Genomic DNA, 23,108 nt, shown 5'->3' on the forward strand with positions numbered 1-23,108 from the left:
GACCTGTGGATAAGTTTAAAGGCGCCTTGCTGGTAGGCGCTCTGCGGCTGTTTGCCCTGCTCCCGTGGCGAGCGGTGCAGGCCGTGGGCTCGGCGATTGGCTGGATGATGTGGAAATTCCCCAACCGTTCCCGCGACGTGGTGCGGATCAATCTGTCCAAATGCTTTCCGGACATGGACCCTGCCGAGCGCGAACGTCTGGTAGGCCAGAGTCTGAAGGACATTGGCAAGTCCCTGACCGAAAGCGCCTGCGCCTGGATCTGGCCGGCCCAGCGCTCCATCGATCTGGTGCGCGAAGTCGAAGGCCTCGATGTATTGAAAGACGCCCTCGCCTCCGGCAAAGGCGTGGTCGGCATCACCAGCCACCTGGGCAACTGGGAAGTGCTCAACCACTTCTATTGCAGCCAGTGCAAACCGATCATTTTCTACCGCCCGCCAAAATTGAAGGCGGTGGATGAGTTGCTGCAAAAGCAGCGGGTTCAGCTTGGCAACAAAGTGGCCGCGTCCACCAAGGAAGGCATCCTCAGCGTCATCAAGGAAGTGCGCAAAGGTGGTGCAGTGGGCATTCCCGCTGACCCGGAACCGGCCGAATCCGCCGGGATCTTCGTGCCGTTCTTCGCCACCCAAGCGCTGACCAGCAAGTTCGTGCCGAACATGCTCGCCGGCGGCAAAGCGGTCGGTGTGTTCCTGCATGCGCTGCGCCTGCCGGACGGTTCTGGCTACAAAGTGATCCTGGAAGCTGCACCCGAAGCCATGTACAGCACCGACACCGCCGAATCCTGTGCAGCCATGAGTAAAGTGGTCGAGCGCTATGTGCGGGCTTATCCGAGCCAGTACATGTGGAGCATGAAGCGCTTCAAGAAGCGTCCACCGGGTGAAGAACGCTGGTATTGAGTTGGTTGGCATGATCTGTGGATAACCTTGAATCGAGGTTATCCACAACCGTTCATTCAAGGGCGCAATAGATGTCCGAACATCGAAAATCATTTCGCATCAAGATTACGCATGAAAGCCTTGGCGAATGCCTGGGCCAGACGCGCAATCTTTCGACCACGGGTGTCTACGTCAAGCATCCGGCACTGTCTGCCTTGCCGAGAGGCGCGGTGGTCTACGGCCAGGTTCAAGACTTACCCACAGGCGCGCCGCGAGTGCGTATGGAAGTGGTGCAGGTGGATGCCGAGGGTATCGGTTTGCGTTATATCTGATCAGCGCGATCGAGCTTTTTCAGAAACACCGTCATTTCCTTCTCTGCCTGCTTGTCGCCATGGTTGCGGGCGGCTTCCAGACCTTGCTCCCAGGCCAGGCGCGCGGCTGCATGATCGGCCAGCGACAGATGGGCCTTGCCCAGTAGTTTCCAGGCCGCCGAATACTTCGGATCGATCTCGACGCAGCGCTGGAAATGCTCGGCAGCCTTGGCGTTTTCACCCAGATCCAGATAACCCTTGCCCAGGCCGAAGCGCAGCAATGAGTTATCCACACCCTTGGCGAGCATTTTTTCCAGGGATTCGATCATCAATTTTTCCTTCAAGTGATAGGGCAATCTCGAGATTGCTATCGCGGGCAAGCCTTGCTCCTACAGTTTCGAGTCGTTCGACGCTTGGGTGTACGACCCAGTCCTGTAGGAGCAAGGCTTGCCCGCGATGAGGCCCTTGGATCAGAAGAAGCTCAAGCCCACATGGAACAGCTTCTCTACATCGCGAATATGCTTTTTATCCACAAGGAACAAAATCACATGGTCGCCGGTTTCGATCACGGTGTCGTCGTGGGCGATGATCACTTCTTCGTCGCGAATGATCGCGCCAATGGTGGTGCCCGGCGGCAGGCCGATGTTCTCGATGGCCTTGCCGATGACCTTGCTGGATTTCGAATCGCCATGGGCAATGGCCTCGATGGCCTCTGCCGCGCCCCGGCGCAGTGAGTGCACGCTGACGATATCGCCACGGCGTACGTGGGCCAGCAAGGTGCCGATGGTCGCCAGTTGCGGGCTGATGGCGATGTCGATGTCGCCGCCCTGGATCAGATCGACGTAGGCTGGGTTGTTGATGATGGTCATCACCTTCTTCGCGCCAAGGCGCTTGGCCAGCAGCGACGACATGATGTTGGCTTCGTCATCGTTGGTCAGGGCCAGGAACAGATCGGCGTCGGCAATGTTCTCTTCCAGCAGCAGGTCGCGATCCGAGGCGCTGCCCTGCAACACCACGGTGCTGTCGAGGTGGTCCGAGAGATGGCGGCAACGTGCCGGGTTCATCTCGATGATCTTCACCTGGTAACGGCTTTCGATGGCCTCGGCCAGACGTTCACCGATCTGCCCGCCACCGGCAATGACGATGCGTTTGTAGGTCTCGTCGAGACGACGCATTTCACTCATCACCGCGCGAATGTTCGCTTTGGCGGCGATGAAAAATACTTCGTCGTCGGCCTCGATCACCGTATCGCCTTGCGGCAGGATCGGCCGGTCGCGACGGAAAATCGCAGCCACGCGGGTTTCGACGTTCGGCATGTGCTCGCGTAGCTGCCGCAGCTGCTGGCCCACCAACGGCCCGCCGTAATAAGCCCGCACCGCCACCAGTTGCGCCTTGCCTTCGGCGAAGTCAATCACCTGCAAGGCGCCCGGATGCTGGATCAGGCGCTTGATGTAGTTGGTCACCACTTGTTCCGGGCTGATCAGCACATCCACCGGAATCGCTTCGTTCTGGAACAGTTGCTCTTCGCGGGTCAGGTACGCGGCTTCGCGAACCCGGGCGATTTTGGTCGGGGTGTGGAACAAGGTGTGGGCGACCTGGCAGGCGACCATGTTGGTTTCGTCGCTGTTGGTCACGGCGACCAGCATGTCGGCGTCATCGGCCCCGGCCTGGCGCAGCACGGTCGGAAACGAACCGCGACCTTGTACGGTGCGGATATCCAGCCGATCACCGAGGTCGCGCAGGCGTTCGCCATCGGTGTCGACCACGGTGATGTCGTTTGCCTCGCTTGCCAAGTGTTCCGCCAGCGAACCGCCGACCTGCCCTGCGCCGAGGATGATGATTTTCATCCAGTCACTCCCTTAAACCGGTTAACCGCGCGCGGCGGCAATCTTGATCAGCTTGGCGTAGTAGAACCCGTCATGTCCGCCTTCCTGGGCCAGCAACTGGCGACCATGGGGCTGCTTGATGCCGGCCGCCGTGGCGAGGTCCAGTTCACGGGCGCCCGGCGTGCGGGCGAGGAACGCTTCGATGACTTCGGTGTTCTCGGTCGGCAATGTGGAGCACGTGGCGTAGAGCAGAATGCCGCCCACCTCGAGAGTTATCCACATGGCGTCCAGCAGTTCGCCTTGCAGAACCGCCAGTGCGGCGATGTCGTCGGGTTGGCGGGTCAACTTGATGTCCGGGTGGCGGCGAATCACGCCGGTGGCCGAGCATGGCGCGTCCAGCAGGATGCGCTGGAACGGTTTGCCATCCCACCATGCTTGGGTGTCGCGGCCGTCGGCGGCAATCAGTTCAGCGCTGAGCTTGAGGCGTTCGAGGTTTTCGCGAACCCGCACCAGACGTTTGGCTTCGAGGTCCACCGCCACGACGCCGGCCAGTCCAGGCTCGGCTTCGAGGATATGGCAAGTCTTGCCGCCCGGCGCACAGCAGGCGTCGAGCACCCGTTGGCCCGGTGCCAGATCGAGCAGATCGGCGGCCAGTTGCGCAGCTTCGTCCTGCACGCTGATCCAGCCTTCGGCGAAGCCTGGCAGGCTGCGTACGTCGGCGGCGGCTTCGAGGACGATGCCGTCGCGGCTGTACACGCACGGGGCGGCGGCGATGCCAGCGTCGGTCAGCAAGCCGAGATAAGCATCGCGGGTGTGATGGCGGCGATTGACCCGCAGGATCATCGGCGGGTGCGCATTGTTCGCCGCGCAAATCGCTTCCCACTGTTCAGGCCAGAAAGCTTTAAGGGATTTTTGCAGCCAACGCGGGTGGGCGGTGCGCACCACAGGATCGCGTTCCAGTTCGGCGAAAATCGTTTCGCTTTCGCGCTGAGCGTTACGCAGCACGGCGTTGAGCAGGGCTTTGGCCCAAGGCTTTTTCAGTTTGTCGGCGCAACCGACGGTTTCACCGATGGCGGCATGGGCCGGGACACGGGTGTAGAGCAATTGGTAGAGGCCGACCAGCAGTAGCGCCTCGACATCGGCGTCAGCAGCCTTGAATGGTTTCTGTAGCAGCTTCTCCGCCAGCGCCGACAAACGCGGCTGCCAGCGAGCGGTGCCGAACGCCAGATCCTGGGTGAAACCGCGATCACGGTCCTCGACCTTGTCCAGTTGCGTCGGCAGCGAGCTGTTGAGCGAAGCTTTTCCGCTCAGGACAGCGGCGAGTGCCTTGGCGGCGGCCAGACGCGGGTTCATTGAGCGTCCGCCGCTTGACCGAGCACGGTCCCGGTGGCGAATTTCTCACGACGGCTGTTGAACAGGTCGCTGAAGTTCAGTGCCTTGCCGCCGGGCAATTGCAGGCGAGTCAGGCACAGCGCCTGTTCGCAGCAAGCGACGATCAGGCCGTCCTTGCTGGCGCTGAGGATTTCACCCGGTGCGCCTTTGCCTTCGGCCAGGTTCGCCGCCAGCACTTTCAGGGCTTCGCCGTTCAGCGTGCTGTGGGTGATCGGCCACGGGTTGAAGGCGCGCACCAGACGCTCCAGCTCAACAGCCGGGCGAGTCCAGTCGATGCGCGCTTCTTCCTTGTTCAATTTGTGCGCGTAGGTGGCGAGGCTGTCGTCCTGCACTTCGCCTTCCAGCGTCCCGGCAGCGAGGCCGGCAATCGCCTGAACCACGGCCGGTGGACCCATTTCGGCCAGACGGTCGTGGAGGCTGCCGCCAGTGTCTTCGACGCTGATCGGCGTGGTGACTTTCAGCAGCATCGGCCCGGTGTCGAGGCCGGCTTCCATGCGCATCACGGTCACGCCACTTTCAGCGTCGCCCGCTTCCACGGCACGCTGGATCGGCGCCGCACCGCGCCAGCGCGGCAGCAGCGAAGCATGACTGTTGATGCAACCCAGACGCGGAATATCCAGTACCACTTGCGGCAGGATCAGGCCGTAGGCGACCACCACCATCAAGTCCGGCTTCAGTGCTGCCAGTTCAGCCTGAGCGTCTTCGTTGCGCAGGGTTGGCGGTTGCAGCACCGGGATGTTGTTTTCCAGGGCCAACTGCTTGACCGGGCTCGGCATCAGTTTTTGCCCGCGACCGGCCGGACGATCCGGTTGGGTGTAGACCGCGACGATCTCGTAAGGGCTGCTCAGCAGGGCCTTGAGGTGTTCGGCGGCGAATTCCGGGGTGCCGGCAAAGACAATGCGCAGTGGCTCAGTCATTCATGAAGTCTCTTGAAAAGAAAAAGGCTTGCCGCAGCAAGCCTTTGAAGATGGGCATCAAGCGTTCTGGCGATGAAGCTTTTCCAGTTTCTTCTTGATGCGGTCGCGTTTGAGCGTGGACAGGTAATCGACGAACAATTTGCCATTGAGGTGGTCGCATTCGTGCTGGATGCACACCGCGAGCAAATCTTCGGCGATCAGTTCGTAAGGCTTGCCGTCGCGGTCCAGCGCCTTGACCTTGACCCGTTGCGGGCGATCGACGTTTTCGTAGAAGCCCGGCACGGAAAGGCAGCCTTCCTGATACTGGCCCATGTCGTCGGTCAGCGGTTCGAGCTCGGGGTTGATGAACACTCGCGGCTCGGTGCGGTCTTCGGAAAGGTCCATCACGACGATACGTTTGTGCACGTTGACCTGGGTCGCGGCGAGGCCGATGCCCGGTGCCTCATACATTGTTTCAAACATGTCGTCGACCAACTGACGCACTTCGTCGTCCACTACGGCCACCGGTTTGGCGATAGTGCGCAGGCGCGGGTCAGGGAATTCGAGGATGTTCAAAATGGCCATAAGCTTGATGACTGCACGTGTGAAGTAAGGTCGGGGCGGTGGCCTGGCGGGTCCGAAGATGCAGGCTACCTTTGTAAAACGTAGCTCCCTTCTCTTCATAAGCAAGCCGGGAGCGAGCCACTGACGGCTCTGGCGTTTCACGCGAACGTACATAATAAAGGGATTCACCGCATGAGGAAATCACTACTCGCCTTGCTCCTTCTGGCCTCGGCAGGTTGGGCGCACGGGCAAGTGCCACCCAAGGAACATATTCCGACCATAAAACTGTCGCCACAGGTGCGCACCAGCCCGGTAACCGAGGCCATCCCGAGCATTGCGCTGAAGTCGATCAACAGCTTTCTGCTCAGCAACCGCATCGTCGACAAGGCCGAGGATTTCGACAAGGCGCCCTACATCGTGGCCGGTGATGCCGAACGGGTGCTCAGCGGCACCGGTGATCGCGTCTTCGCCCGCGGTCACTTCGACCCGGCGCAACCGGTGTACGGCATCTTCCGCCAGGGCAAGGTCTACACCGATCCGCAGACCCGGGAGTTTCTGGGGATCAACGCCGATGACATCGGTGGCGGCGAGATCGTTGCCACCGAAGGCGACGTCGCCACATTGAGTTTGCAACGCACAACCCAGGAAGTGCGCCTCGGCGACCGTTTGTTCAGCGGCGAAGAGCGTTCGATCAATTCGACGTTCACGCCCAGCGAACCGCGCAGCGAAATCAATGGCCTGATCATCGATGTACCGCGCGGCGTGACGCAGATCGGAGCCATGGACGTGGTCACGTTGAACAAGGGGCAACGTGATGGCCTCGCCGAAGGCAATATGCTGGTGGTGATGAAGACCGGCGAAACCGTGCGCGACCGGATCACTGGCCAGCCGCTGAAGGTTCCGGATGAACGTGCCGGCCTGCTGATGGTTTTCCGTACCTACGACAAGCTCAGTTACGGACTGGTGCTCAACGCTTCGCGCTCGCTGGCGGTGATGGACAAGGTGCGAAATCCGTAAGCTTGCTTCACAAGTTACCAACAGAGTTATCCACAGCTTATTCCCGCTTGGACGGGTGCTTATAACGATCAAGGACGATCCATGTCACTGCCTACTGTTGCACCGGTTTCCCCTGCGGAACTGGAAGCTCGTTTACGCTTGCACCGTTTGCCGGAACTCGGCCCGGCGCGGTTCAAGAAGTTGCTGGAAGCCTTCGGCTCGGCGTCCAAAGCCATCAGCGCACCAGCCAGTGCCTGGCGTGCCCTGGGTTTGCCGCTGGCATGTTCCGATGCCAGGCGCTGCGCTGAAATTCGCGATGGTGCGAGCCATGCATTGGCCTGGCTAGAGCGTCCGGCCCAGCATTTATTGATGTGGGACCAGCCTGACTACCCGGCGCTGCTCGCAGAAATCAGCGATGCCCCGCCGATGTTATTTGTGGCGGGCGATCCGCGCATCCTGGAAAAACCACAGCTGGCGATGGTCGGCAGTCGCCGCGCTTCAAGGCCGGGCATGGACACCGCCGCTGCTTTTTCCCGCAGTCTGGCCGGTGCCGGTTTTGTCATCACCAGCGGTCTGGCGCTGGGCATCGACGCCGCGGCGCATCAGGCGGCGCTGGACGTTGGCGGGCAAACGATCGGCGTGCTCGGCACGGGGCTGGAAAAGTTTTATCCACAGCGCAATCGACGACTGGCGGACGCCATGATCGCGTCAGGCAGCGCGGTGCTTTCGGAGTTCCCGCTGGACACTGGCCCCAGCGCCAGCAACTTCCCGCGACGCAATCGCATCATCAGTGGTTTGTCCCTGGGCGTGCTGGTGGTCGAGGCCAGTGTCGCCAGCGGTTCGTTGATCACCGCGAGGCTGGCGGCGGAACAGGGGCGCGAGGTGTATGCGATTCCGGGGTCGATCCATCACCCTGGCGCCAAGGGTTGCCACCAGTTGATCCGCGACGGTGCGGTGCTGGTGGAGACTGTCGAGCATATCCTCGAAGCGCTACGTGGCTGGCAACAACTGTCGTTATCCACAGAAACGCCCAACGTGAATACGCGTCATCCTTTGCTGAAGTTGCTCCACGCCGCGCCCCACACCAGCGAAGCCCTGGCCGATGCCAGCGGCTGGACGTTGCCCAAGGTGCTGGTGGCGCTGACCGAACTGGAAATGGACGGCAGCGCCGTGTGTGAAAACGGGCGCTGGTTTGCGCGGGTGAGCTAGGTTTTATAAGGAAGATCGGTAAACTGCGCAGAGCCTTATTCTGGAGAGTTTTTCATGGTCAACAGTTGGCGTGTGCAACAAGCCGCACGAGCCATTCGCGCAGGGGCGGTGCTTGCCTACCCAACCGAAGCCGTCTGGGGTCTGGGTTGCGACCCGTGGGACGAAGAAGCAGTCGAGCGGCTGCTGATGATCAAGGGTCGGTCTGTGGATAAGGGCCTGATCCTGGTCGCGGACAACATTCGCCAGTTCGACTTCCTCTTCGAAGATTTCCCTGAGCTGTGGATGGACCGCATGGCCAGCACCTGGCCGGGGCCGAACACTTGGCTGGTGCCGCATCAGAACCTGTTGCCGCAGTGGATTACCGGCGTGCATGAAACGGTGGCGCTGCGGGTCAGTGATCATCCGCAAGTGCGGGAATTGTGCGCGCTGGTCGGGCCACTGGTGTCGACTTCCGCCAACCCGCAAGGCCGGCCGGCGGCGCGTACGCGGATTCGCGTCGAGCAGTACTTCCGTGGTCAGGTTGATATGGTGCTCGGCGGGATGCTGGGCGGGCGCAAGAATCCGAGTGTGATTCGGGATCTGGCGACCGGCCACGTTGTGCGCCCGGATTAAGACCGAGGCGCGTCCATCGCTAGCAGGCTAGCTCCCACATTGGATCTGTGGCGATCACAAAACCTGTGTGGGAGCTAGCCTGCTAGCGATGGCGTCAGTCAGGGCAACAAAACCACCGAACCAGTCGTACGCCGCGCCGACAACTCGGTCTGTGCCTTCGCCGCATCCGCCAGTGAAAACGTCTGGCTGATATCCACCTTCACCTTGCCGCTGATGATCATCTCGAACAATTCATCAGCCATGCGCTGCAGGTTCTCGGCGTTGTTGGCGTAGGTTCCCAAGGTCGGCCGGGTGACGTACAGCGAGCCCTTCCCCGCCAGAATCCCCAGGTTCACCCCGTCTACCGCACCGGACGCATTGCCGAAACTCACCACCAGTCCACGCGGCGCAGCGCTATCGAGTGACGTCAGCCAGGTGTCCTTGCCGACTCCGTCGTACACCACCGGGACTTTTTTGCCGTCAGTCAGTTCCAGTACGCGTTGTGCGACGTTTTCATGGCTGTAGTCGATGGTCGCCCATGCACCGTTGGCTTTGGCCAGCGCGGCTTTCTCCGCTGAGCTCACTGTGCCGATCAACTTCACGCCCAAGGCCTTGGCCCATTGGCAGGCCAGGGAGCCTACGCCGCCGGCAGCCGCGTGGAACAGAATGGTTTCGCCACCCTTGAGTTCATAAGTCTGACGCAACAGGTACTGCACGGTCAGGCCTTTGAGCATGACGCCGGCAGCCTGTTCGAAACTGATGGCGTCCGGCAGTTTCACCAGATTGGCTTCGGGCAAAACATGAATCTCGCTGTAGGCACCCAGCGGACCGCTGCCATACGCCACGCGATCACCGACCTTGAAGCGGGTGACATCGCTGCCGACCGCTTCGACCACGCCTGCACCTTCCGAACCCACGCCCGATGGCAAGGACGGTGGCGGATAGAGACCGCTGCGGTAGTAGGTGTCGATGAAGTTCAGGCCGATGGCCTTGTTGCTCACGCGGACTTCCTTCGGACCCGGCGCGGCGGGTTGGTAATCCACATACTCAAGCACTTCGGGGCCGCCGTGGGCACGGAACTGGATACGCTTTGCCATCTGCACTCTCCTGAGATCGTTGCTGATTGTGTAAATGCGAAGCGCCCTATCGGACTCCTAAGCTTGATCTTCGTCAACTGCGACGGAACAAGGTGCAGTGTTATCCTACGCAGCAATTTGCTGCCGGCCTTGTATAACGCCGCGTAGCTTCGCCCGATTCAAGGTGATGACATGACGACCCGCACCGAGGCCGTAAAAGCCTACCTGCTCGACCTGCAAGACCGAATCTGTGCCGCGCTGGAAGCCGAAGACGGTGGCACGCGCTTCGTCGAAGACGCCTGGACCCGGCCTGCCGGCGGTGGCGGTCGCACCCGCGTGATCGAAAACGGTACGGTCATCGAAAAGGGCGGCGTCAACTTTTCCCACGTCTTCGGCAGCGGTCTTCCACCGTCCGCCAGTGCCCATCGGCCGGAACTGGCCGGGCGTGGTTTCGAAGCCCTGGGCGTGTCGCTGGTGATCCACCCGCACAACCCGCATGTGCCGACTTCCCACGCCAACGTGCGATTTTTCATCGCTGAAAAAGAAGGCGAAGAGCCGGTCTGGTGGTTCGGCGGCGGCTTCGACCTGACGCCTTATTACGGCAATGAAGAAGATTGCATTCACTGGCACCGCGTCGCCGAGCAGGCGTGCGCGCCGTTCGGCCCGGATGTCTACTCGCGTTACAAAGCCTGGTGCGACAGTTACTTCCACATCAAGCATCGCCACGAGCCACGGGGCATCGGCGGCCTGTTTTTCGATGACCTGAACGAGTGGGACTTCGACACCAGTTTCGCCTTCATGCGCGCCATCGGTGATGCGTACATCGACGCCTACATGCCGATCCTGCAGCGGCGCAAGCACGACGCATTCACCGCGAAGCAGCGGGAATTCCAGGAGTATCGCCGCGGGCGCTACGTCGAATTCAACCTGGTCTATGACCGCGGCACCCTGTTCGGCCTGCAATCGGGCGGGCGTACCGAGTCGATCCTCATGTCCCTGCCGCCGCAAGTACGCTGGGGTTATGACTGGAAAGCCGAACCTGGCAGCGAAGAAGCGCGCCTGACCGAGTATTTCCTGCAAGACCGCGACTGGTTGGCCGAAGCCTGAGAGGAATGTTGATGGACCGTTATGTCGTTTTCGGTAACCCGATTGGCCACAGCAAATCGCCGCTGATTCATCGCCTGTTTGCCGAGCAGACCGCACAGAAACTCGACTACAGCACTTTGCTGGCGCCCCTCGACGATTTTTCCGGCTGTGCCCGGGCATTTTTCCTCGAGGGTCGTGGGGCGAATGTGACGGTGCCGTTCAAGGAAGAGGCCTATCGCCTGGCCAACAACCTGACCGCGCGGGCGCAACGAGCCGGCGCGGTGAACACTCTGAGCAAACTGGACGATGGCACTCTGTTGGGTGACAACACCGACGGCGCCGGACTGGTGCGGGACCTGACGGTCAACGCCGGGTTCAGCCTCAAGGGCAAACGCATCCTGTTGTTGGGCGCCGGTGGCGCGGTGCGCGGTGCACTGGAACCGTTGCTCGCCGAGCAACCGGCGTCGGTGATCATCGCCAACCGTACAGTGGACAAAGCCGAGTTGCTGGCGGAACTGTTCTGTGATCTGGGGCCGGTGTCGGCCAGTGGTTACGACTGGTTGCAGGAGTCGGTGGACCTGATCATCAACGCGACGTCCGCGAGCCTGACGGGCGATGTGCCGCCGATTGCCGCCAGCCTGATCGAACCGGGCAAAACGGTTTGCTACGACATGATGTATGGCAAGGAACCGACCTCGTTCTGCCGCTGGGCCAGCGAGCACGGCGCGGCGGTGTCGATGGATGGGTTGGGGATGCTCGCCGAGCAAGCGGCGGAAGCGTTCTTCCTGTGGCGCGGCGTGCGTCCGGATACAGCGCCGGTGCTGGCTGAACTTCGCCGGCAATTGGCTTTATAGCATTTGTGGCGAGGGAGCTCGCTCCCGCTGGGCTGCGCAGCAGACCTGAATACTTTGCAGGCGCTTCGCACCTGAGCGGGAGCAAGCTCCCTCGCCACAGGGTTCAGTTTTTAATCCAGCAAATTCGTTCAATCCTCAAACCGAATCGGGCATTTCTCTGCCCCTTCAAGCTTCCTCAACTCATCCACCACCTGCGGCCGAGCCTGGCGTAAGGTCAAGCTACGATCCTGGCGCAGCAACCGCCGTGCTTCCTGATGCAGCATCTCCACGCCTGAATAGTCGATGAAGTTGATCTGCTGCGCCTCGATCACCACGCGCGCGCCGTGCATGCGTTGCAGGCGTACTTGCAGGTAATGGCTGGCGCCGAAAAAGATCGAGCCGCCGACTCGCAGGATGTCTTCATCGCCGTCGCGCAGATGTTGTACCCGCGGTTGCGAGGTGCGCTTGAGGTAGAAAAACAGCGATGCCAACACCCCGGCGTAGATCGCCGTTTGCAATTCCAGCAGCAGCGTGGCGACACATGTCAGAGCCATGACCACGAACTCGGCGCGGCTGACCCGCAGTAATGCGCGAATGCCGCGATGATCCACCAGGCCCCAGGCGATCAACAGAATGCTGCCGGCCATCGCCGGAATCGGGATGTGCGCGATCAGGCTGGCGCCGAAAATCGCGAACAGCGCCACCCACAGCGCCGAAAAAATCCCAGCCAGTGGCGAACATGCGCCCGCTTCGTAACTCAGGCCCGAACGCGTGAAGGAGCCTGCCGACAGCGATCCGGAGAAAAACGCACCGACGATATTCGACAGGCCTTGGGCGCGAACTTCCTGGTTCGCGTCGAGTAATTGCTGCGAACGTGCAGAGATCGAGCGGGCAATCGACAGGCTGGTTACCAACCCAAGCATTCCCACCGCCACGGCACTGGGCAGCAGACGCAGGATCAGATCGAGGTCGAGCGGCAGCGGACTGAAGGGTGGCAGTTTTCCGGTAAAAGCACTGACCAGCTGCACATGGCCGAACATCGATGGCCAGAGCCAGACCAGCAATGCGCCCAGCACCAGCGTGATCAGCAGCGTCGGCCAGCGCGGTAGCCACAGTTTGAGGATTATGCCCACCACCACAGTCGCTAGCCCCAGCACCAGCGAGGGTTTGTCCACTTCGCCGAGGTGGCGCAACAGCGTGATGAAACTGTCCAGCGCGGTGGCCTGGCTGGGCAAGTCGAGCCCCAGCAGGTTGGGTAGTTGGCCGATGGCAATCACCACCGCCGCGCCGAGGGTGAAACCGAGCACCACCGAGTGAGAAACGAAATTCACCAGCGCGCCAAAGCGCAGCAATCCCAACAACCACTGGAAAATCCCGGCCAGGAAGGTCAGTAACAGAATCACGGTGACGTAGTCCTGCGTCGCCGGAACGGCCAGAGGACTGACACTGGCATACAGGACAATGGAGATGGCCGCCGTAGGACCGCAGATCAAATGCCACGATGAACCCCAGAGGCACGCGATCAGCACCGGAATGATTGCCGCGTACAGACCGTACTCCGGTGGGAGACCGGCGATCAGTGCGTAGGCAATGGATTGCGGCAACGCGAGAATCGCACCGCTGAGGCCGACGATCAGGTCACGCCCGACGCTGGCGCGGGTTTGCCGGGGCAACCAGGAAAGAAAGGGGAAGAGTGAATGGCGGCTGGGGAAGGCCATGGGTCCTCTCGGTTGGGGGTTTTACGAAAGAGTATCAGGACAAGTTGATCATTGTGGCGAGGGAGCTTGCTCCCGCTGGAGCGCGTAGCGCTCCCAATCCGGTCAACGCGGTTTGTCAGCCTTACCGAGTTTTCCGGGTTTGCGTCTGCTACGCAGCCGAGCGGGAGCAAGCTCCCTCGCCACAAAGGCTCTTAAAGCTTGGCTTTTACAGCCGGCAACGCATCCTTGCCATCCACGGTCTTCACGCCATCCAGCCATTTATCCAGCACCGCCGGGTTGGCTTTGATCCACGCTTTGGCGGCGTCAGCATTGCTGACTTTCTTGTTCACCACCTCGGCCATGATGCTGTTTTCCATCTCCTGGGTGAAGTTCAGGTTGGTCAGCAGCTTGCCAACGTTCGGGCAGGCCTGTGCATAACCTTTGCGAGTCAGGGTGTGAACGCTGCCGGTGTCGCCGAAATATTTCTCGCCGCCCTTCAAATAATGCATTTTCAGCTGCACGTTCATCGGGTGCGGAGTCCAGCCGAGGAAGGTCACGAATTTCTGTTTCTTCACTGCGCGGGACACTTCGGCCAGCATCGCCTGTTCGCTGGACTCGACCAGTTTCCACTGGCCCATATCGAAATCGTTTTTCTTGATGATCTCTTGCAGCGAAATATTCGCCGGCGCACCGGAGCCGATGCCGTAGATCTTGTGATCGAACTTGTCGGCGTATTTGTTCAGGTCGGCAAAGTTATGCACACCCGCGTCCCATACGTAGTCCGGGACAGCGAGGGTGAATTCGGTGCCGTCGAGGTTTTTCGCCAATTGCGTGACATCGCCGGTGGCCACGAACTTATCGTAGAAGCCCTGCTGCGCTGGCATCCAGTTACCCAGGAATACGTCAACCTGGCCGTCCTTGAGCCCGCCAAAGGTGATCGGCACCGCGAGGGTGTCGACCTTGGCCTTGTAGCCCATGCCGTCCAACAGAAACCCGGTGATGGCGTTGGTCGCGGCGATGTCACTCCAGCCCGGATCGGCCATTTTCACCGTCTCGCATTGATCGGCGAAAGCCGATGCACTGCCCAGAGCCAAGAGCCCGACCGTCAGTACTGTGGATAACCTTTGCATGGACTTCCCCTTAACATTATTGGTTTTGGCAGGGTTGTGGATAACGTGCTTTACGCTCCAGATCGTCGAGGTCGATGTGGTTACGCATGTATTGCTGACTGGCGTCCACCAGCGGCTGGTGATCCCAGCTCTTCAGCTTGCCGATGGTCAGGGCATCGGCGACAAAACGTCGGCGCCTCTGACTCGCGAGCACCTGTTGGTGAATCGCCGGAATATTCCATTTAACCCGCGCTTCGGCGAGAAAATCGTCGAAAAGCTGACGATGTTGTGGCGACTGGCTGAGTTCTTCCAGTTCGCGCGGGTCATTGTGTACGTCGAAGAGTAGGCAAGGGTCGTCTTCGCTGTAGATGAATTTGTAGGCGCCTCGGCGAATCATCATCAGCGGGCTGATGGTGCCTTCGGCCATGTACTCGCCAAATACTTCGTCGTGCCCGCCATGCCCTTGAAGATGCGGCACAAGCGATCGACCGTCGAGCGGCAAGCCTGGTTCCAGAGTGCCGCCCGCCAGTTCAACGAAGGTCGGCAGCAGGTCGGCGGTGGACACCGAGGCGCTGACTCGGCCAGCGCCGAACTGCCCTGGTGCACTTATCAACAGGGGCACCCGCGCGGCCATTTCATACCAGTGCATTTTGTACCAGAGGCCACGCTCGCCGAGCATGTCACCGTGGTCGCCGGAGAAGACGATTATGGTGTCGTCGATCAGCCCGGTATCTTCGAGTGTTTGCAGGAGTTTGCCGACGTTGCTGTCGATATAGCTGCAAGCACCGAAATAAGCGCGGCGTGCATCGCGGATCTTATCCACAGGCAGCGGTTTGTCCCACAGATCGTAGACCTTGAGCAAACGCTGGGAATGCGGATCGAGTTCATGTTGATTTGGCGTTGCAGGCAATGGGATATCGGCATCGTCGTACAGATCCCAGAACGCTTTGGGAATCGTGTACGGGTCGTGTGGGTGCGTCATCGAAACGGTCAGGCAGAACGGCTGATCGCCGTCCTCGCGAATGTGATCGAACAGATATTGCTGGGCCTTGAACACCACCTCTTCGTCGAAATCCAGCTGATTGGTGCGCACGCAGGGCCCGGCTTGCAGTACCGACGACATGTTGTGATACCAGGTCGGACGCACATCCGGCTCATCCCAGTTCACCGCCCAACCGTAGTCGGCCGGATAGATATCGCTGGTCAGACGTTCCTCATAGCCATGCAACTGGTCCGGGCCGCAAAAATGCATCTTGCCCGACAGCGCGGTGCGGTAGCCGAGACGCCGCAGGTAGTGTGCATAAGTCGGTACATCGGCGGGGAAATCCGCCGCGTTGTCGTAGGCGCCGATCTTGCTCGGCAGTTGTCCGCTGACCAGGGTAAAACGCGACGGCGCGCACAACGGGCTGTTGCAGTAAGCGGCGTCGAACACTACGCCTTGTGCGGCGAGGCGGCTCAAATTCGGTAGTTTGATGGGCGATGGGCCGTAGATCGGCAACATTGGCGCGGCCATTTGATCGGCCATGATGAAAAGAATGTTCTTGCGCTTCATGTGATCGCGGCATTCCATAGTGGATGTTTATGCGAGAGTGCTGGGATCGAGGATGGAACCCACAACTTTTGCGGTAAAGCCCATGCGCGGCAATGACTAGGATAAGCACAGCTTATGTATGACGCCCTCGGTGACCTGTCTCTGGATTTGCTCCGCGCTTTCGAATCGGCGGCGCGACAACGCAGCTTCACGGCAGCGGCGGTTGAACTGGGTACTACGCAACCGGCCATCAGCCAACAGATCAAACGGTTGGAGGAACAACTCGCCACTCGACTGTTCGACCGAATTTACCGCGGCATCGAGTTGACGGAAGTCGGGATGATCCTTTTCGAGCAGGTTCAACTCGGTTTGCAGCAAATCGACTCAGGATTGAGTGCGATAAGTGCACAGTATCAACACGAAGTGCTGCAAGTGGCGACCGATTTCGCCTTCGCCGCCTATTGGCTGATGCCACGGCTGCACCGCTTCCACGCGGCCAATCCTCAGGTCGACGTCAGCCTCGTTACCAGCGAGCGCAGCCATAACATGCTGCGTACCGATATCGATGTGGCGGTGTTGTTCGGCGATGGGCGCTTCAAACAGGGGGAAAGCCATTGGCTTTTCAGCGAAGAAGTGTTTCCGGTGTGCAGTCCGCAACTGTTGAACGAGCGTGCCCTGCCCTTGCCTGCCCAATCGTTGCTGGAGTTTCCGCTGCTGCACCTGCGCGGGGAAAACAGCAGTAACTGGTTCGACTGGAGCGGCGTGTTTCGCGAGTTGGGCATTACCTCGCCTCCGGCCCCCGGACAATTGCGCTTCGACAATTACACCTTGTTGATTCAAGCCGCAATTGGCGGTCAGGGCGTGGCCATTGGGTGGCGGCACCTTGTGGATAACTTGCTGGCGCAAGGTTTGTTGTGTCGTCCGATCGGCGAAACGGTGATGTCCCGGTTGGGCTATTACGTGGTGTTGCCCCAGCGTAAACGACGTGGGGCGCTGATCCAGCAGTTTGTCGATTGGCTGATGGCCGAGCAGGCCAGCAGTGCCCAATCGCTCAACGGGTTGGCGTTGCCGTCGATTGCGGTTTAGCTGTCTGTCGCGATGAAATTGACGTGCTCGCCGATGTGCAAATTCAGGTGCATTTCATCGGCGATACCCGTAGCGGTGCGGGCCAGTCGTTCGAGCGGTTCGGCCAGTCCCGGTTCCAGATTGCCGGCGACCTGGCTGAAGTGCTCAATGGTCAGACCCGCCACTCCGCGCGGAGCATTCACCAGCGTCCACTGCAAGGCACTGCTTTGCAGCGCTTCGCGGATTTCGTCGGCGGCGTGGCGTTGCAGGCTGTCCTCGGTTTCCGGATCGTCCAGCACGTCGAAATTCCCCACCAGAAACAGTCGGCGGATGTTGGCTGCCTGCATGCCGTCGATCAGCGCATCCACCGCCAGCACCTGTTCGACCGGCCCCGGCACGATGGATCTTTCCACGTATTCGCTGTTGAACGGCAGGCCTGGTGCGTCCAGTAAACAGATGACTGCTGAACTGCCCGCTACGCTTTGCTTCACTCGCTGCGCATCAAACAGATCGCCGGTCTTGGTGCGCAAACCCGGACGCGGCGGGAGTGCCGTCAGGTTATCGAGAATGGCGATCACTTCATGCTGGCGCCGCAGCATTTCAGCCATCAGCGCGCTGCCCAGGCTACTCATGGCACCATAAAGCACCACTTTCACCACCGGGGTTTCGGCGTTTTTCATGGCTGGACTCCGTACTTCACTGCCTATATGGCGTGTGACACATCGCAAACGGTGAGGGTTCGACTCAGGTTCAGAGGGATTTCAATGCAACGGATCAAGGGCTATCACGCCCATGTGTATTTCGACGCCGGCACCATCGATCAGGCGCGAGCCCTGTGCGAGCAAGCGGCGCAATTGTTCCCGCTGAAGATGGGCCGCGTGCATGAGCGCCCGGTCGGCCCGCACCCGGACTGGAGTTGCCAACTGGCGTTCGGGCCGGAGCTGATTGGCGAAGTACTGCCGTGGCTGGCGCTCAACCGCAAGGGTTTGGTGGTGTTCCTGCATCCGGACACGGGCGACGATCTGCTCGACCACACCGAGCATGCGATCTGGATGGGCGCGATTCGCCCGCTGGACCTGTCTATTTTTTGATCAGATGGTTTCTTCCGGCTCGCTGGGCAAATGCTCGTCCAGGCGCAGCCACGGCAAGCGGCTGTCGGTCCAGATGTGCCGCTCGGCCGGCGCCAGCTCGGGATGATCGAGAGTGGCGATGGTTACATCGATGCTTTCCGGGCTCAGGTGAGTGGTCAAGGCCAGTTGCGCCCCACAGTGGCCACAGAAATATCGCGTGCAGGTCGATGAAGAGTCGTACTGCGCCGGTGTTCCGGCCAGCCATTGAAAGGCCGATGCGGGCACGGTGATCCAGGTGGTCACGATGCCGCCGCTGACCCGTCGGCAAATCGAGCAATGACAGTGGGCGATATCGTGCAACGGCCCGCTGAGTTGATAGCGCAGTTGTCCGCAGTGGCAACCGCCTGTATGGATATTGGCCATGCTGGTTCCTCCTGTTGTGAATCGACTGACGCCATCGCTAGCAGGCTAGCTCCCACAATGGATCGGTGTCGTACGCAAAACCAATGTGGGAGTGAGCCTGCTCGCGATGGCCGCAACTCGGTTTCCCTCCCTGCCCCGGTCCGACGACCGGTCGTACTTCCGGTCAACGCTTTCATCGGCGAAAGCTGGCTGAAAGCTTCCCCGATTAGGATCGCCCCCACTACCGGCAACAGACCGGTCGGCCAATGCCAGCGTTTTATCGCTCGCACAGCCCATTTAACAACAACAATGGTGATTCTGATGTCCTCTTCTATCCGCCGCTTCGCTGCAACTCCGCCCGTACGCCTCGTGCTTCCCGTTCTGCGCTGATCGCCGATCCGCTCATTCCCTAGCCGCGCTACGCCTGGAGTATTCCCATGCTGACTTTCCTTGGCTTCGCCATGGTCATCACGTTCATGTTCCTGATCATGACCAAGCGCCTGTCTGCGCTGATCGCCCTGATCCTGATTCCAATCATCTTCGCCCTGTTCGGTGGCTTCGGCCCGAAAATCGGCCCGATGATGCTCGAAGGCATCACCAAACTCGCGCCGACCGGCGTGATGCTGATGTTCGCGATTCTGTACTTCGCCCTGATGATCGACTCCGGCCTGTTCGACCCGGCCGTGCGCAAGATCCTGAAAATGGTCAAGGGCGACCCGTTAAAAGTTTCGGTCGGCACCGCCGTACTGGCGCTCGTCGTTTCCCTCGATGGTGACGGCGCGACCACTTACATGATCTGCGTGGCCGCCATGCTGCCGCTCTACAGCCGCATCGGCATGAGCCCGCGGATCATGGCCGGTCTGATCATCCTCGCCGGTGGCGTGATGAACATGACTCCATGGGGCGGCCCGACCGCCCGTGCCGCCAGTGCGTTGCACGTGGACCCTTCGGCGATCTTCGTACCGATGATTCCAGCGATGGCGGCCGGTGTGGTGGCGATCCTGGCCATCGCTTACTTCTACGGCAAACGTGAACGTGCGCGCCTGGGTGAGCTGCATCTGGTGGGCGATGAGATCGACCACAGCGAAATCAGCGTCTCGCAGTTCCCGGATGCCCGTCGTCCGAAGTTGATCTGGTTCAACGGCGCCCTGACCCTGGGCCTGATGTGCACCCTGATCGCCGGCCTGTTGCCGCTGCCAGTGCTGTTCATGGTGGCGTTCAGTATCGCGATGATCGTCAACTATCCTTGCCTGCAACAGCAAAAGGATCGCGTCGCGGCACACGCCGGTAGCGTGCTGGCAGTGGTCGGGCTGATCTTTGCCGCGGGCATCTTCACCGGTATCCTGTCGGGCACCGGCATGGTCGATGCCATGTCGAAAAGCCTGCTGTCGGTGATTCCGGATTTCCTCGGCCCGTACCTGGCGGTGATCACGGCGCTGGTGAGCATGCCGTTCACGTTCTTCATGTCGAACGATGCATTTTATTACGGCGTGTTACCGGTACTTGCCGAAGCCGCCAGTCACTACGGTATAACCGCGGTGGAAATGGCACGTGCCTCGATCGTCGGTCAGCCCGTCCACCTGTTGAGCCCGCTCGTACCATCGACCTACCTGTTGGTGGCCCTGGCCGGTATCGATTTTGGTGATCACCAGCGCTTCACCCTGAAGTGGGCAGTGCTGGTGTGCATGTGCATACTGGTCGCCGCGTTGCTGATGGGGATTTTTCCGCTGTTCAGCACTCTATAAGCCCAAGACTCACCACATCGGGTCCAGGCTTTGTTGTTTGAAGCCCGGGCCCGTTGTGGTTTAACACTCGCTCAAAGGAATACACATGGAATGGCTGACCAACCCTGAAATCTGGGTTGCCTTCTTCACCCTGACCGCCCTGGAAATCGTCCTGGGCATCGATAACATCATCATGATTTCGATCCTGGTCAGCCGCATGCCCAAGCACATGCAGCAGCGCACCCGGATTTTCGGTCTGGCGCTGGCCATGATCACGCGGATCCTGTTGCTGCTGTCGATCACCTGGGTCATGCGCCTTACCGCCGACCTGTTCGAAGTGTTCGGCCAGGGTATCTCCGGGCGTGACCTGATCCTGTTCTTCGGTGGTCTGTTCCTGCTGTGGAAGAGCTCGCAAGAGATGTACCACGCGCTGGAAGGTGAAGACGAAAGCAACGAAGAACCTTCGGGCAAGGGCGGCAACTTCCTGTACACCATCATCCAGATCGCGATCATCGACATCGTGTTCTCGCTGGACTCGGTCATCACTGCGGTCGGCATGGTGTCCCATGTACCGGTCATGGTGGCGGCGATTGTCGTGGCCGTTCTGGTGATGATGCTGGCTGCGGGCACCATCAGCGCGTTCATCGACAAGCACCCGTCGCTGAAGATGCTGGCGCTGTCGTTCCTGCTGGTGGTCGGTACCGTTCTGATTGCCGAATCCCTGGACGTGCACGTACCGAAAGGCTACGTCTACTTCGCCATGGCGTTCTCGCTGGCGGTGGAAGCGATCAACATCAAGATGCGCACCGCGATCGCGAAAAAGCGCAAGCAGCAGGATCCGGTGAAACTGCGCAAGGACATTCCGGGGCAGTAATCCTTTAAGCGGTATGTACGCAAAACCTGTGGGAGCGGGCTTGCTCGCGAAGTCGGAGTGTCAGTCGACATCATTGTTGGCTGATACACCGCTTTCGCGAGCAAGCCCGCTCCCACATTGGTTTTCGCTGATCCTTTTTCATGACAGTTTTGTTTCAATCACTTCTTTAGCTATGCGATGCTGGCGCCCAGCCCGTTAGCCAACTACAGCTTAAGTACAAAACGTAGAACGTCGCGCGGCACCGTCAACTTGCCCCTTTGGGGCGTTACCACCACAGGGGGCCTGTATGCTCACCCTGCTCAATTTGCTCTCTGCCGTGGCCTTGCTGATCTGGGGCACGCACATCGTCCGAACCGGCATCCTGCGGGTCTACGGTTCCAACTTGCGTCATGTCATTGGCCAGAACATGTCCAAACGCTGGCTGGCGTTCATTTCCGGGATCGTGGTGACCGCCATGGTTCAGAGCAGCAACGCCACCGCCATGCTCGTCACTTCCTTTGTCGGTCAGGGCCTGATGGCGCTGACCCCGGCGCTGGCAACCATGCTCGGCGCCGATGTCGGTACGGCGCTGATGGCGCGGGTGCTGACCTTCGACCTGTCGTGGCTGTCGCCGCTGCTGATCTTCCTCGGGGTGATTTTCTTCCTCTCGCGCAAACAGACGCGACTGGGCCAGATGGGCCGCGTCGCGATTGGCTTGGGCTTGATCATTCTCGCCCTGCAACTGATCGTCGAGGCGGCCACGCCGATCACTCACGCCCAAGGCGTGAAGGTGATTTTCGCCTCGCTGACCGGCGATATCCTGCTCGACGCCCTGGTCGGTGCGCTGTTCGCGATGATTTCCTACTCCAGCCTCGCGGCGGTCCTGCTTACCGCAACCCTGGCCGGCGCCAGCGTGATCAGCTTGCCGGTGGCCATCGGCCTGGTGATCGGCGCCAATATCGGCAGCGGCATTCTGGCGTTCCTCAGCACCAGCATGCAGAACGCCGCCGGACGCCAGGTGGCCTTGGGCAGCCTGCTGTACAAACTGATCGGCCTGGTGCTGATCATTCCGGTACTCGACCCGTTGGTGCACTGGATCGACAGCCTGGATTTCAGCCCCCAGGAAATGGTTATCGGCTTCCACCTGCTCTACAACACCGCGCGCTGCCTGATCCTGCTGCCCAGTGTCGGGCCGATGGCCAGGTTTTGTGCCTGGGTGTTGCCGGAGCGGCCACAGGTCAACGGCACTGCCAAACCCCGGCACCTTGACGCTACGGCGCTCGTTACACCGAGCTTGGCGCTGGCCAACGCGGCTCGGGAAACCCTGCGCATGGGTGACCTGATCGATAACATGCTGGAGGCCATGCTCGATGTGCTGAACGGCAAGCAAACCGCAGTGACACAAGAAGTGCGTCGCCTGGCCGACGATGTGGAATCGCTCTACAGCGCCATCAAGCTGTATCTGGCGCAAATGCCCCGCGAGGACCTCAGTGATCAGGACAGCCGGCGCTGGGCGGAAATCATCGAGCTGGCGATCAACCTCAAACTCGCCAGCGATTTGATCGAACGCATGCTGCGCAAGGTTCAGCAGCAGAAAACCTCGCAGCGTCGCTCGTTTTCCGAAGTGGGCCTGGAGGAACTGGCCGGGCTGCAAACTCAGCTGATCTCCAACTTGCGCCTCGGAATGTCGGTGTTCCTCAGTGCCGACCCCGAAAGCGCCCGGCAATTGGTCCGTGAGAAACGTCGCTTTCGCGCACAGGAACGGCGTTTGGCCCACGCTCATGTCAGCCGTTTGCAGCGTAAGATCGTGCAAAGTATCGAGACCAGTTCGTTGCACCTGGAATTGATTGCCGACATGAAGCGTCTGAATTCACTGTTTTGCAGCAGCGCCTACGTGGTGCTGGAAACCTCCGACACCGGCGCGCTGGTGGTCGACGATTTGACTGACATCACGCATTCTCCCTGAACGTCCGCCGTGGCCCGAAGTCTGTTGAACTCACGCTAG

The 23,108-nt window shown here is 60.3% G+C and carries 23 protein-coding genes; 12 read left to right on the forward strand and 11 right to left on the reverse strand.

Translation table 11 applies throughout. The features are described from left to right. Nucleotides 1–5 precede the first annotated feature (5 nt). Nucleotides 6–893, forward strand: coding sequence for a lysophospholipid acyltransferase (locus V6Z53_RS02360; protein WP_338583971.1), 888 nt, complete (start codon nucleotides 6–8; stop codon nucleotides 891–893). Nucleotides 894–964: 71 nt separating this feature from the next. Then, nucleotides 965–1,204 carry a PilZ domain-containing protein gene (locus tag V6Z53_RS02365; RefSeq protein WP_338583972.1) on the forward strand — a complete coding sequence of 80 codons (240 nt, stop codon included), beginning with the start codon at nucleotides 965–967 and terminating at the stop codon, nucleotides 1,202–1,204. Here the strand turns inward: V6Z53_RS02365 and V6Z53_RS02370 are convergent. The 5 genes from V6Z53_RS02370 to def all read right to left on the reverse strand — a co-directional run bounded on the left by V6Z53_RS02370 (nucleotide 1,195) and on the right by def (nucleotide 5,882). Beyond that, on the reverse strand, nucleotides 1,195–1,515 hold the full coding sequence (locus V6Z53_RS02370) for a tetratricopeptide repeat protein (protein WP_338586438.1): 321 nt from the start codon (nucleotides 1,513–1,515) through the stop codon (nucleotides 1,195–1,197). The genes V6Z53_RS02365 and V6Z53_RS02370 overlap by 10 nt on opposite strands. 138 nt (nucleotides 1,516–1,653) lie before the next feature. Next, the gene (trkA, locus tag V6Z53_RS02375) at nucleotides 1,654–3,030 is read right to left on the reverse strand and encodes a Trk system potassium transporter TrkA (RefSeq protein ID WP_338583973.1); all 1,377 of its coding nucleotides are present in this window, start codon (nucleotides 3,028–3,030) and stop codon (nucleotides 1,654–1,656) included. Between the two features lie 21 nt (nucleotides 3,031–3,051). Next, nucleotides 3,052–4,362: a 16S rRNA (cytosine(967)-C(5))-methyltransferase RsmB gene (gene rsmB, locus V6Z53_RS02380; protein ID WP_338583974.1), complete on the reverse strand. Its 1,311-nt coding sequence runs from the start codon at nucleotides 4,360–4,362 to the stop codon at nucleotides 3,052–3,054. Beyond that, complete coding sequence (gene fmt, locus V6Z53_RS02385; protein ID WP_338583975.1) at nucleotides 4,359–5,318, reverse strand: methionyl-tRNA formyltransferase; 960 nt, start codon at nucleotides 5,316–5,318, stop codon at nucleotides 4,359–4,361. Before fmt ends, rsmB begins: the two co-directional genes overlap by 4 nt. Before the next feature lie 57 nt (nucleotides 5,319–5,375). Further along, the gene (gene def, locus V6Z53_RS02390; RefSeq protein WP_007969867.1) at nucleotides 5,376–5,882 is read right to left on the reverse strand and encodes a peptide deformylase; all 507 of its coding nucleotides are present in this window, start codon (nucleotides 5,880–5,882) and stop codon (nucleotides 5,376–5,378) included. Nucleotides 5,883–6,053: 171 nt separating this feature from the next. Between def and V6Z53_RS02395 the strand changes: the two genes are divergently transcribed. The 3 genes from V6Z53_RS02395 (at nucleotide 6,054) to V6Z53_RS02405 (ending at nucleotide 8,678) form a co-directional block, all read left to right on the forward strand. After that, nucleotides 6,054–6,878 carry a peptidoglycan-binding protein gene (locus tag V6Z53_RS02395; RefSeq protein ID WP_338583976.1) on the forward strand — a complete coding sequence of 275 codons (825 nt, stop codon included), beginning with the start codon at nucleotides 6,054–6,056 and terminating at the stop codon, nucleotides 6,876–6,878. A gap of 81 nt (nucleotides 6,879–6,959) precedes the next feature. Beyond that, nucleotides 6,960–8,066, forward strand: a complete 1,107-nt coding sequence (dprA, locus tag V6Z53_RS02400; RefSeq protein WP_338583977.1) for a DNA-processing protein DprA — start codon at nucleotides 6,960–6,962, stop codon at nucleotides 8,064–8,066. 54 nt (nucleotides 8,067–8,120) lie between these two features. After that, nucleotides 8,121–8,678: an L-threonylcarbamoyladenylate synthase gene (locus V6Z53_RS02405; RefSeq protein ID WP_338583978.1), complete on the forward strand. Its 558-nt coding sequence runs from the start codon at nucleotides 8,121–8,123 to the stop codon at nucleotides 8,676–8,678. 98 nt (nucleotides 8,679–8,776) lie between these two features. Here V6Z53_RS02405 and V6Z53_RS02410 read toward each other — a convergent pair whose 3' ends face one another. Then, complete coding sequence (locus V6Z53_RS02410; RefSeq protein ID WP_338583979.1) at nucleotides 8,777–9,754, reverse strand: NADPH:quinone reductase; 978 nt, start codon at nucleotides 9,752–9,754, stop codon at nucleotides 8,777–8,779. Nucleotides 9,755–9,925: 171 nt separating this feature from the next. Between V6Z53_RS02410 and hemF the strand changes: the two genes are divergently transcribed. Next, nucleotides 9,926–10,840 carry an oxygen-dependent coproporphyrinogen oxidase gene (gene hemF / locus V6Z53_RS02415; protein ID WP_338583980.1) on the forward strand — a complete coding sequence of 305 codons (915 nt, stop codon included), beginning with the start codon at nucleotides 9,926–9,928 and terminating at the stop codon, nucleotides 10,838–10,840. A gap of 11 nt (nucleotides 10,841–10,851) precedes the next feature. Then, nucleotides 10,852–11,673, forward strand: coding sequence for a shikimate dehydrogenase (gene aroE, locus V6Z53_RS02420; RefSeq protein ID WP_338583981.1), 822 nt, complete (start codon nucleotides 10,852–10,854; stop codon nucleotides 11,671–11,673). A gap of 128 nt (nucleotides 11,674–11,801) precedes the next feature. Here aroE and V6Z53_RS02425 read toward each other — a convergent pair whose 3' ends face one another. The 3 genes from V6Z53_RS02425 to betC form a co-directional block, all read right to left on the reverse strand. Continuing rightward, a complete protein-coding gene (locus tag V6Z53_RS02425) occupies nucleotides 11,802–13,370 on the reverse strand; it encodes a SulP family inorganic anion transporter (RefSeq protein WP_338583982.1) in 1,569 nt (522 codons plus the stop codon). A 191-nt stretch (nucleotides 13,371–13,561) separates the two neighbouring features. Further along, entirely contained in the window at nucleotides 13,562–14,479 is a 918-nt protein-coding gene (gene choX / locus V6Z53_RS02430) for a choline ABC transporter substrate-binding protein (protein ID WP_338583983.1), read from the reverse strand. A gap of 16 nt (nucleotides 14,480–14,495) precedes the next feature. Continuing rightward, complete coding sequence (gene betC, locus V6Z53_RS02435; RefSeq protein ID WP_338583984.1) at nucleotides 14,496–16,010, reverse strand: choline-sulfatase; 1,515 nt, start codon at nucleotides 16,008–16,010, stop codon at nucleotides 14,496–14,498. Nucleotides 16,011–16,124: 114 nt separating this feature from the next. On the opposite strand from betC, the gene V6Z53_RS02440 reads away from it, so the two are divergent. Further along, a complete protein-coding gene (locus V6Z53_RS02440; protein WP_338583985.1) occupies nucleotides 16,125–17,075 on the forward strand; it encodes a LysR family transcriptional regulator in 951 nt (316 codons plus the stop codon). Here the strand turns inward: V6Z53_RS02440 and V6Z53_RS02445 are convergent. Then, nucleotides 17,072–17,734, reverse strand: a complete 663-nt coding sequence (locus V6Z53_RS02445) for an NAD(P)H-binding protein (protein WP_338583986.1) — start codon at nucleotides 17,732–17,734, stop codon at nucleotides 17,072–17,074. The two genes, V6Z53_RS02440 and V6Z53_RS02445, sit on opposite strands and share 4 nt — an antisense overlap. An 84-nt stretch (nucleotides 17,735–17,818) precedes the next feature. Here V6Z53_RS02445 and V6Z53_RS02450 point away from each other — a divergent pair, with 84 nt between their 5' ends. Further along, on the forward strand, nucleotides 17,819–18,145 hold the full coding sequence (locus V6Z53_RS02450) for a DOPA 4,5-dioxygenase family protein (RefSeq protein ID WP_338583987.1): 327 nt from the start codon (nucleotides 17,819–17,821) through the stop codon (nucleotides 18,143–18,145). On the opposite strand, the gene V6Z53_RS02455 is transcribed toward V6Z53_RS02450, so the two are convergent. Beyond that, the gene (locus tag V6Z53_RS02455) at nucleotides 18,146–18,547 is read right to left on the reverse strand and encodes a GFA family protein (protein WP_338583988.1); all 402 of its coding nucleotides are present in this window, start codon (nucleotides 18,545–18,547) and stop codon (nucleotides 18,146–18,148) included. 416 nt (nucleotides 18,548–18,963) lie between these two features. On the opposite strand from V6Z53_RS02455, the gene V6Z53_RS02460 reads away from it, so the two are divergent. The 3 genes from V6Z53_RS02460 to V6Z53_RS02470 all read left to right on the forward strand — a co-directional run bounded on the left by V6Z53_RS02460 (nucleotide 18,964) and on the right by V6Z53_RS02470 (nucleotide 23,069). After that, nucleotides 18,964–20,271, forward strand: a complete 1,308-nt coding sequence (locus tag V6Z53_RS02460) for a CitMHS family transporter (protein ID WP_338583989.1) — start codon at nucleotides 18,964–18,966, stop codon at nucleotides 20,269–20,271. A gap of 85 nt (nucleotides 20,272–20,356) precedes the next feature. Further along, nucleotides 20,357–21,124: a TerC family protein gene (locus V6Z53_RS02465; RefSeq protein ID WP_338583990.1), complete on the forward strand. Its 768-nt coding sequence runs from the start codon at nucleotides 20,357–20,359 to the stop codon at nucleotides 21,122–21,124. A 286-nt stretch (nucleotides 21,125–21,410) separates the two neighbouring features. Next, the gene (locus tag V6Z53_RS02470) at nucleotides 21,411–23,069 is read left to right on the forward strand and encodes a Na/Pi cotransporter family protein (protein WP_338583991.1); all 1,659 of its coding nucleotides are present in this window, start codon (nucleotides 21,411–21,413) and stop codon (nucleotides 23,067–23,069) included. Nucleotides 23,070–23,108 lie beyond the last annotated feature (39 nt).

It is taken from the genome of Pseudomonas sp. MAG733B, from assembly GCF_036884845.1.
GTDB lineage: Bacteria > Pseudomonadota > Gammaproteobacteria > Pseudomonadales > Pseudomonadaceae > Aquipseudomonas.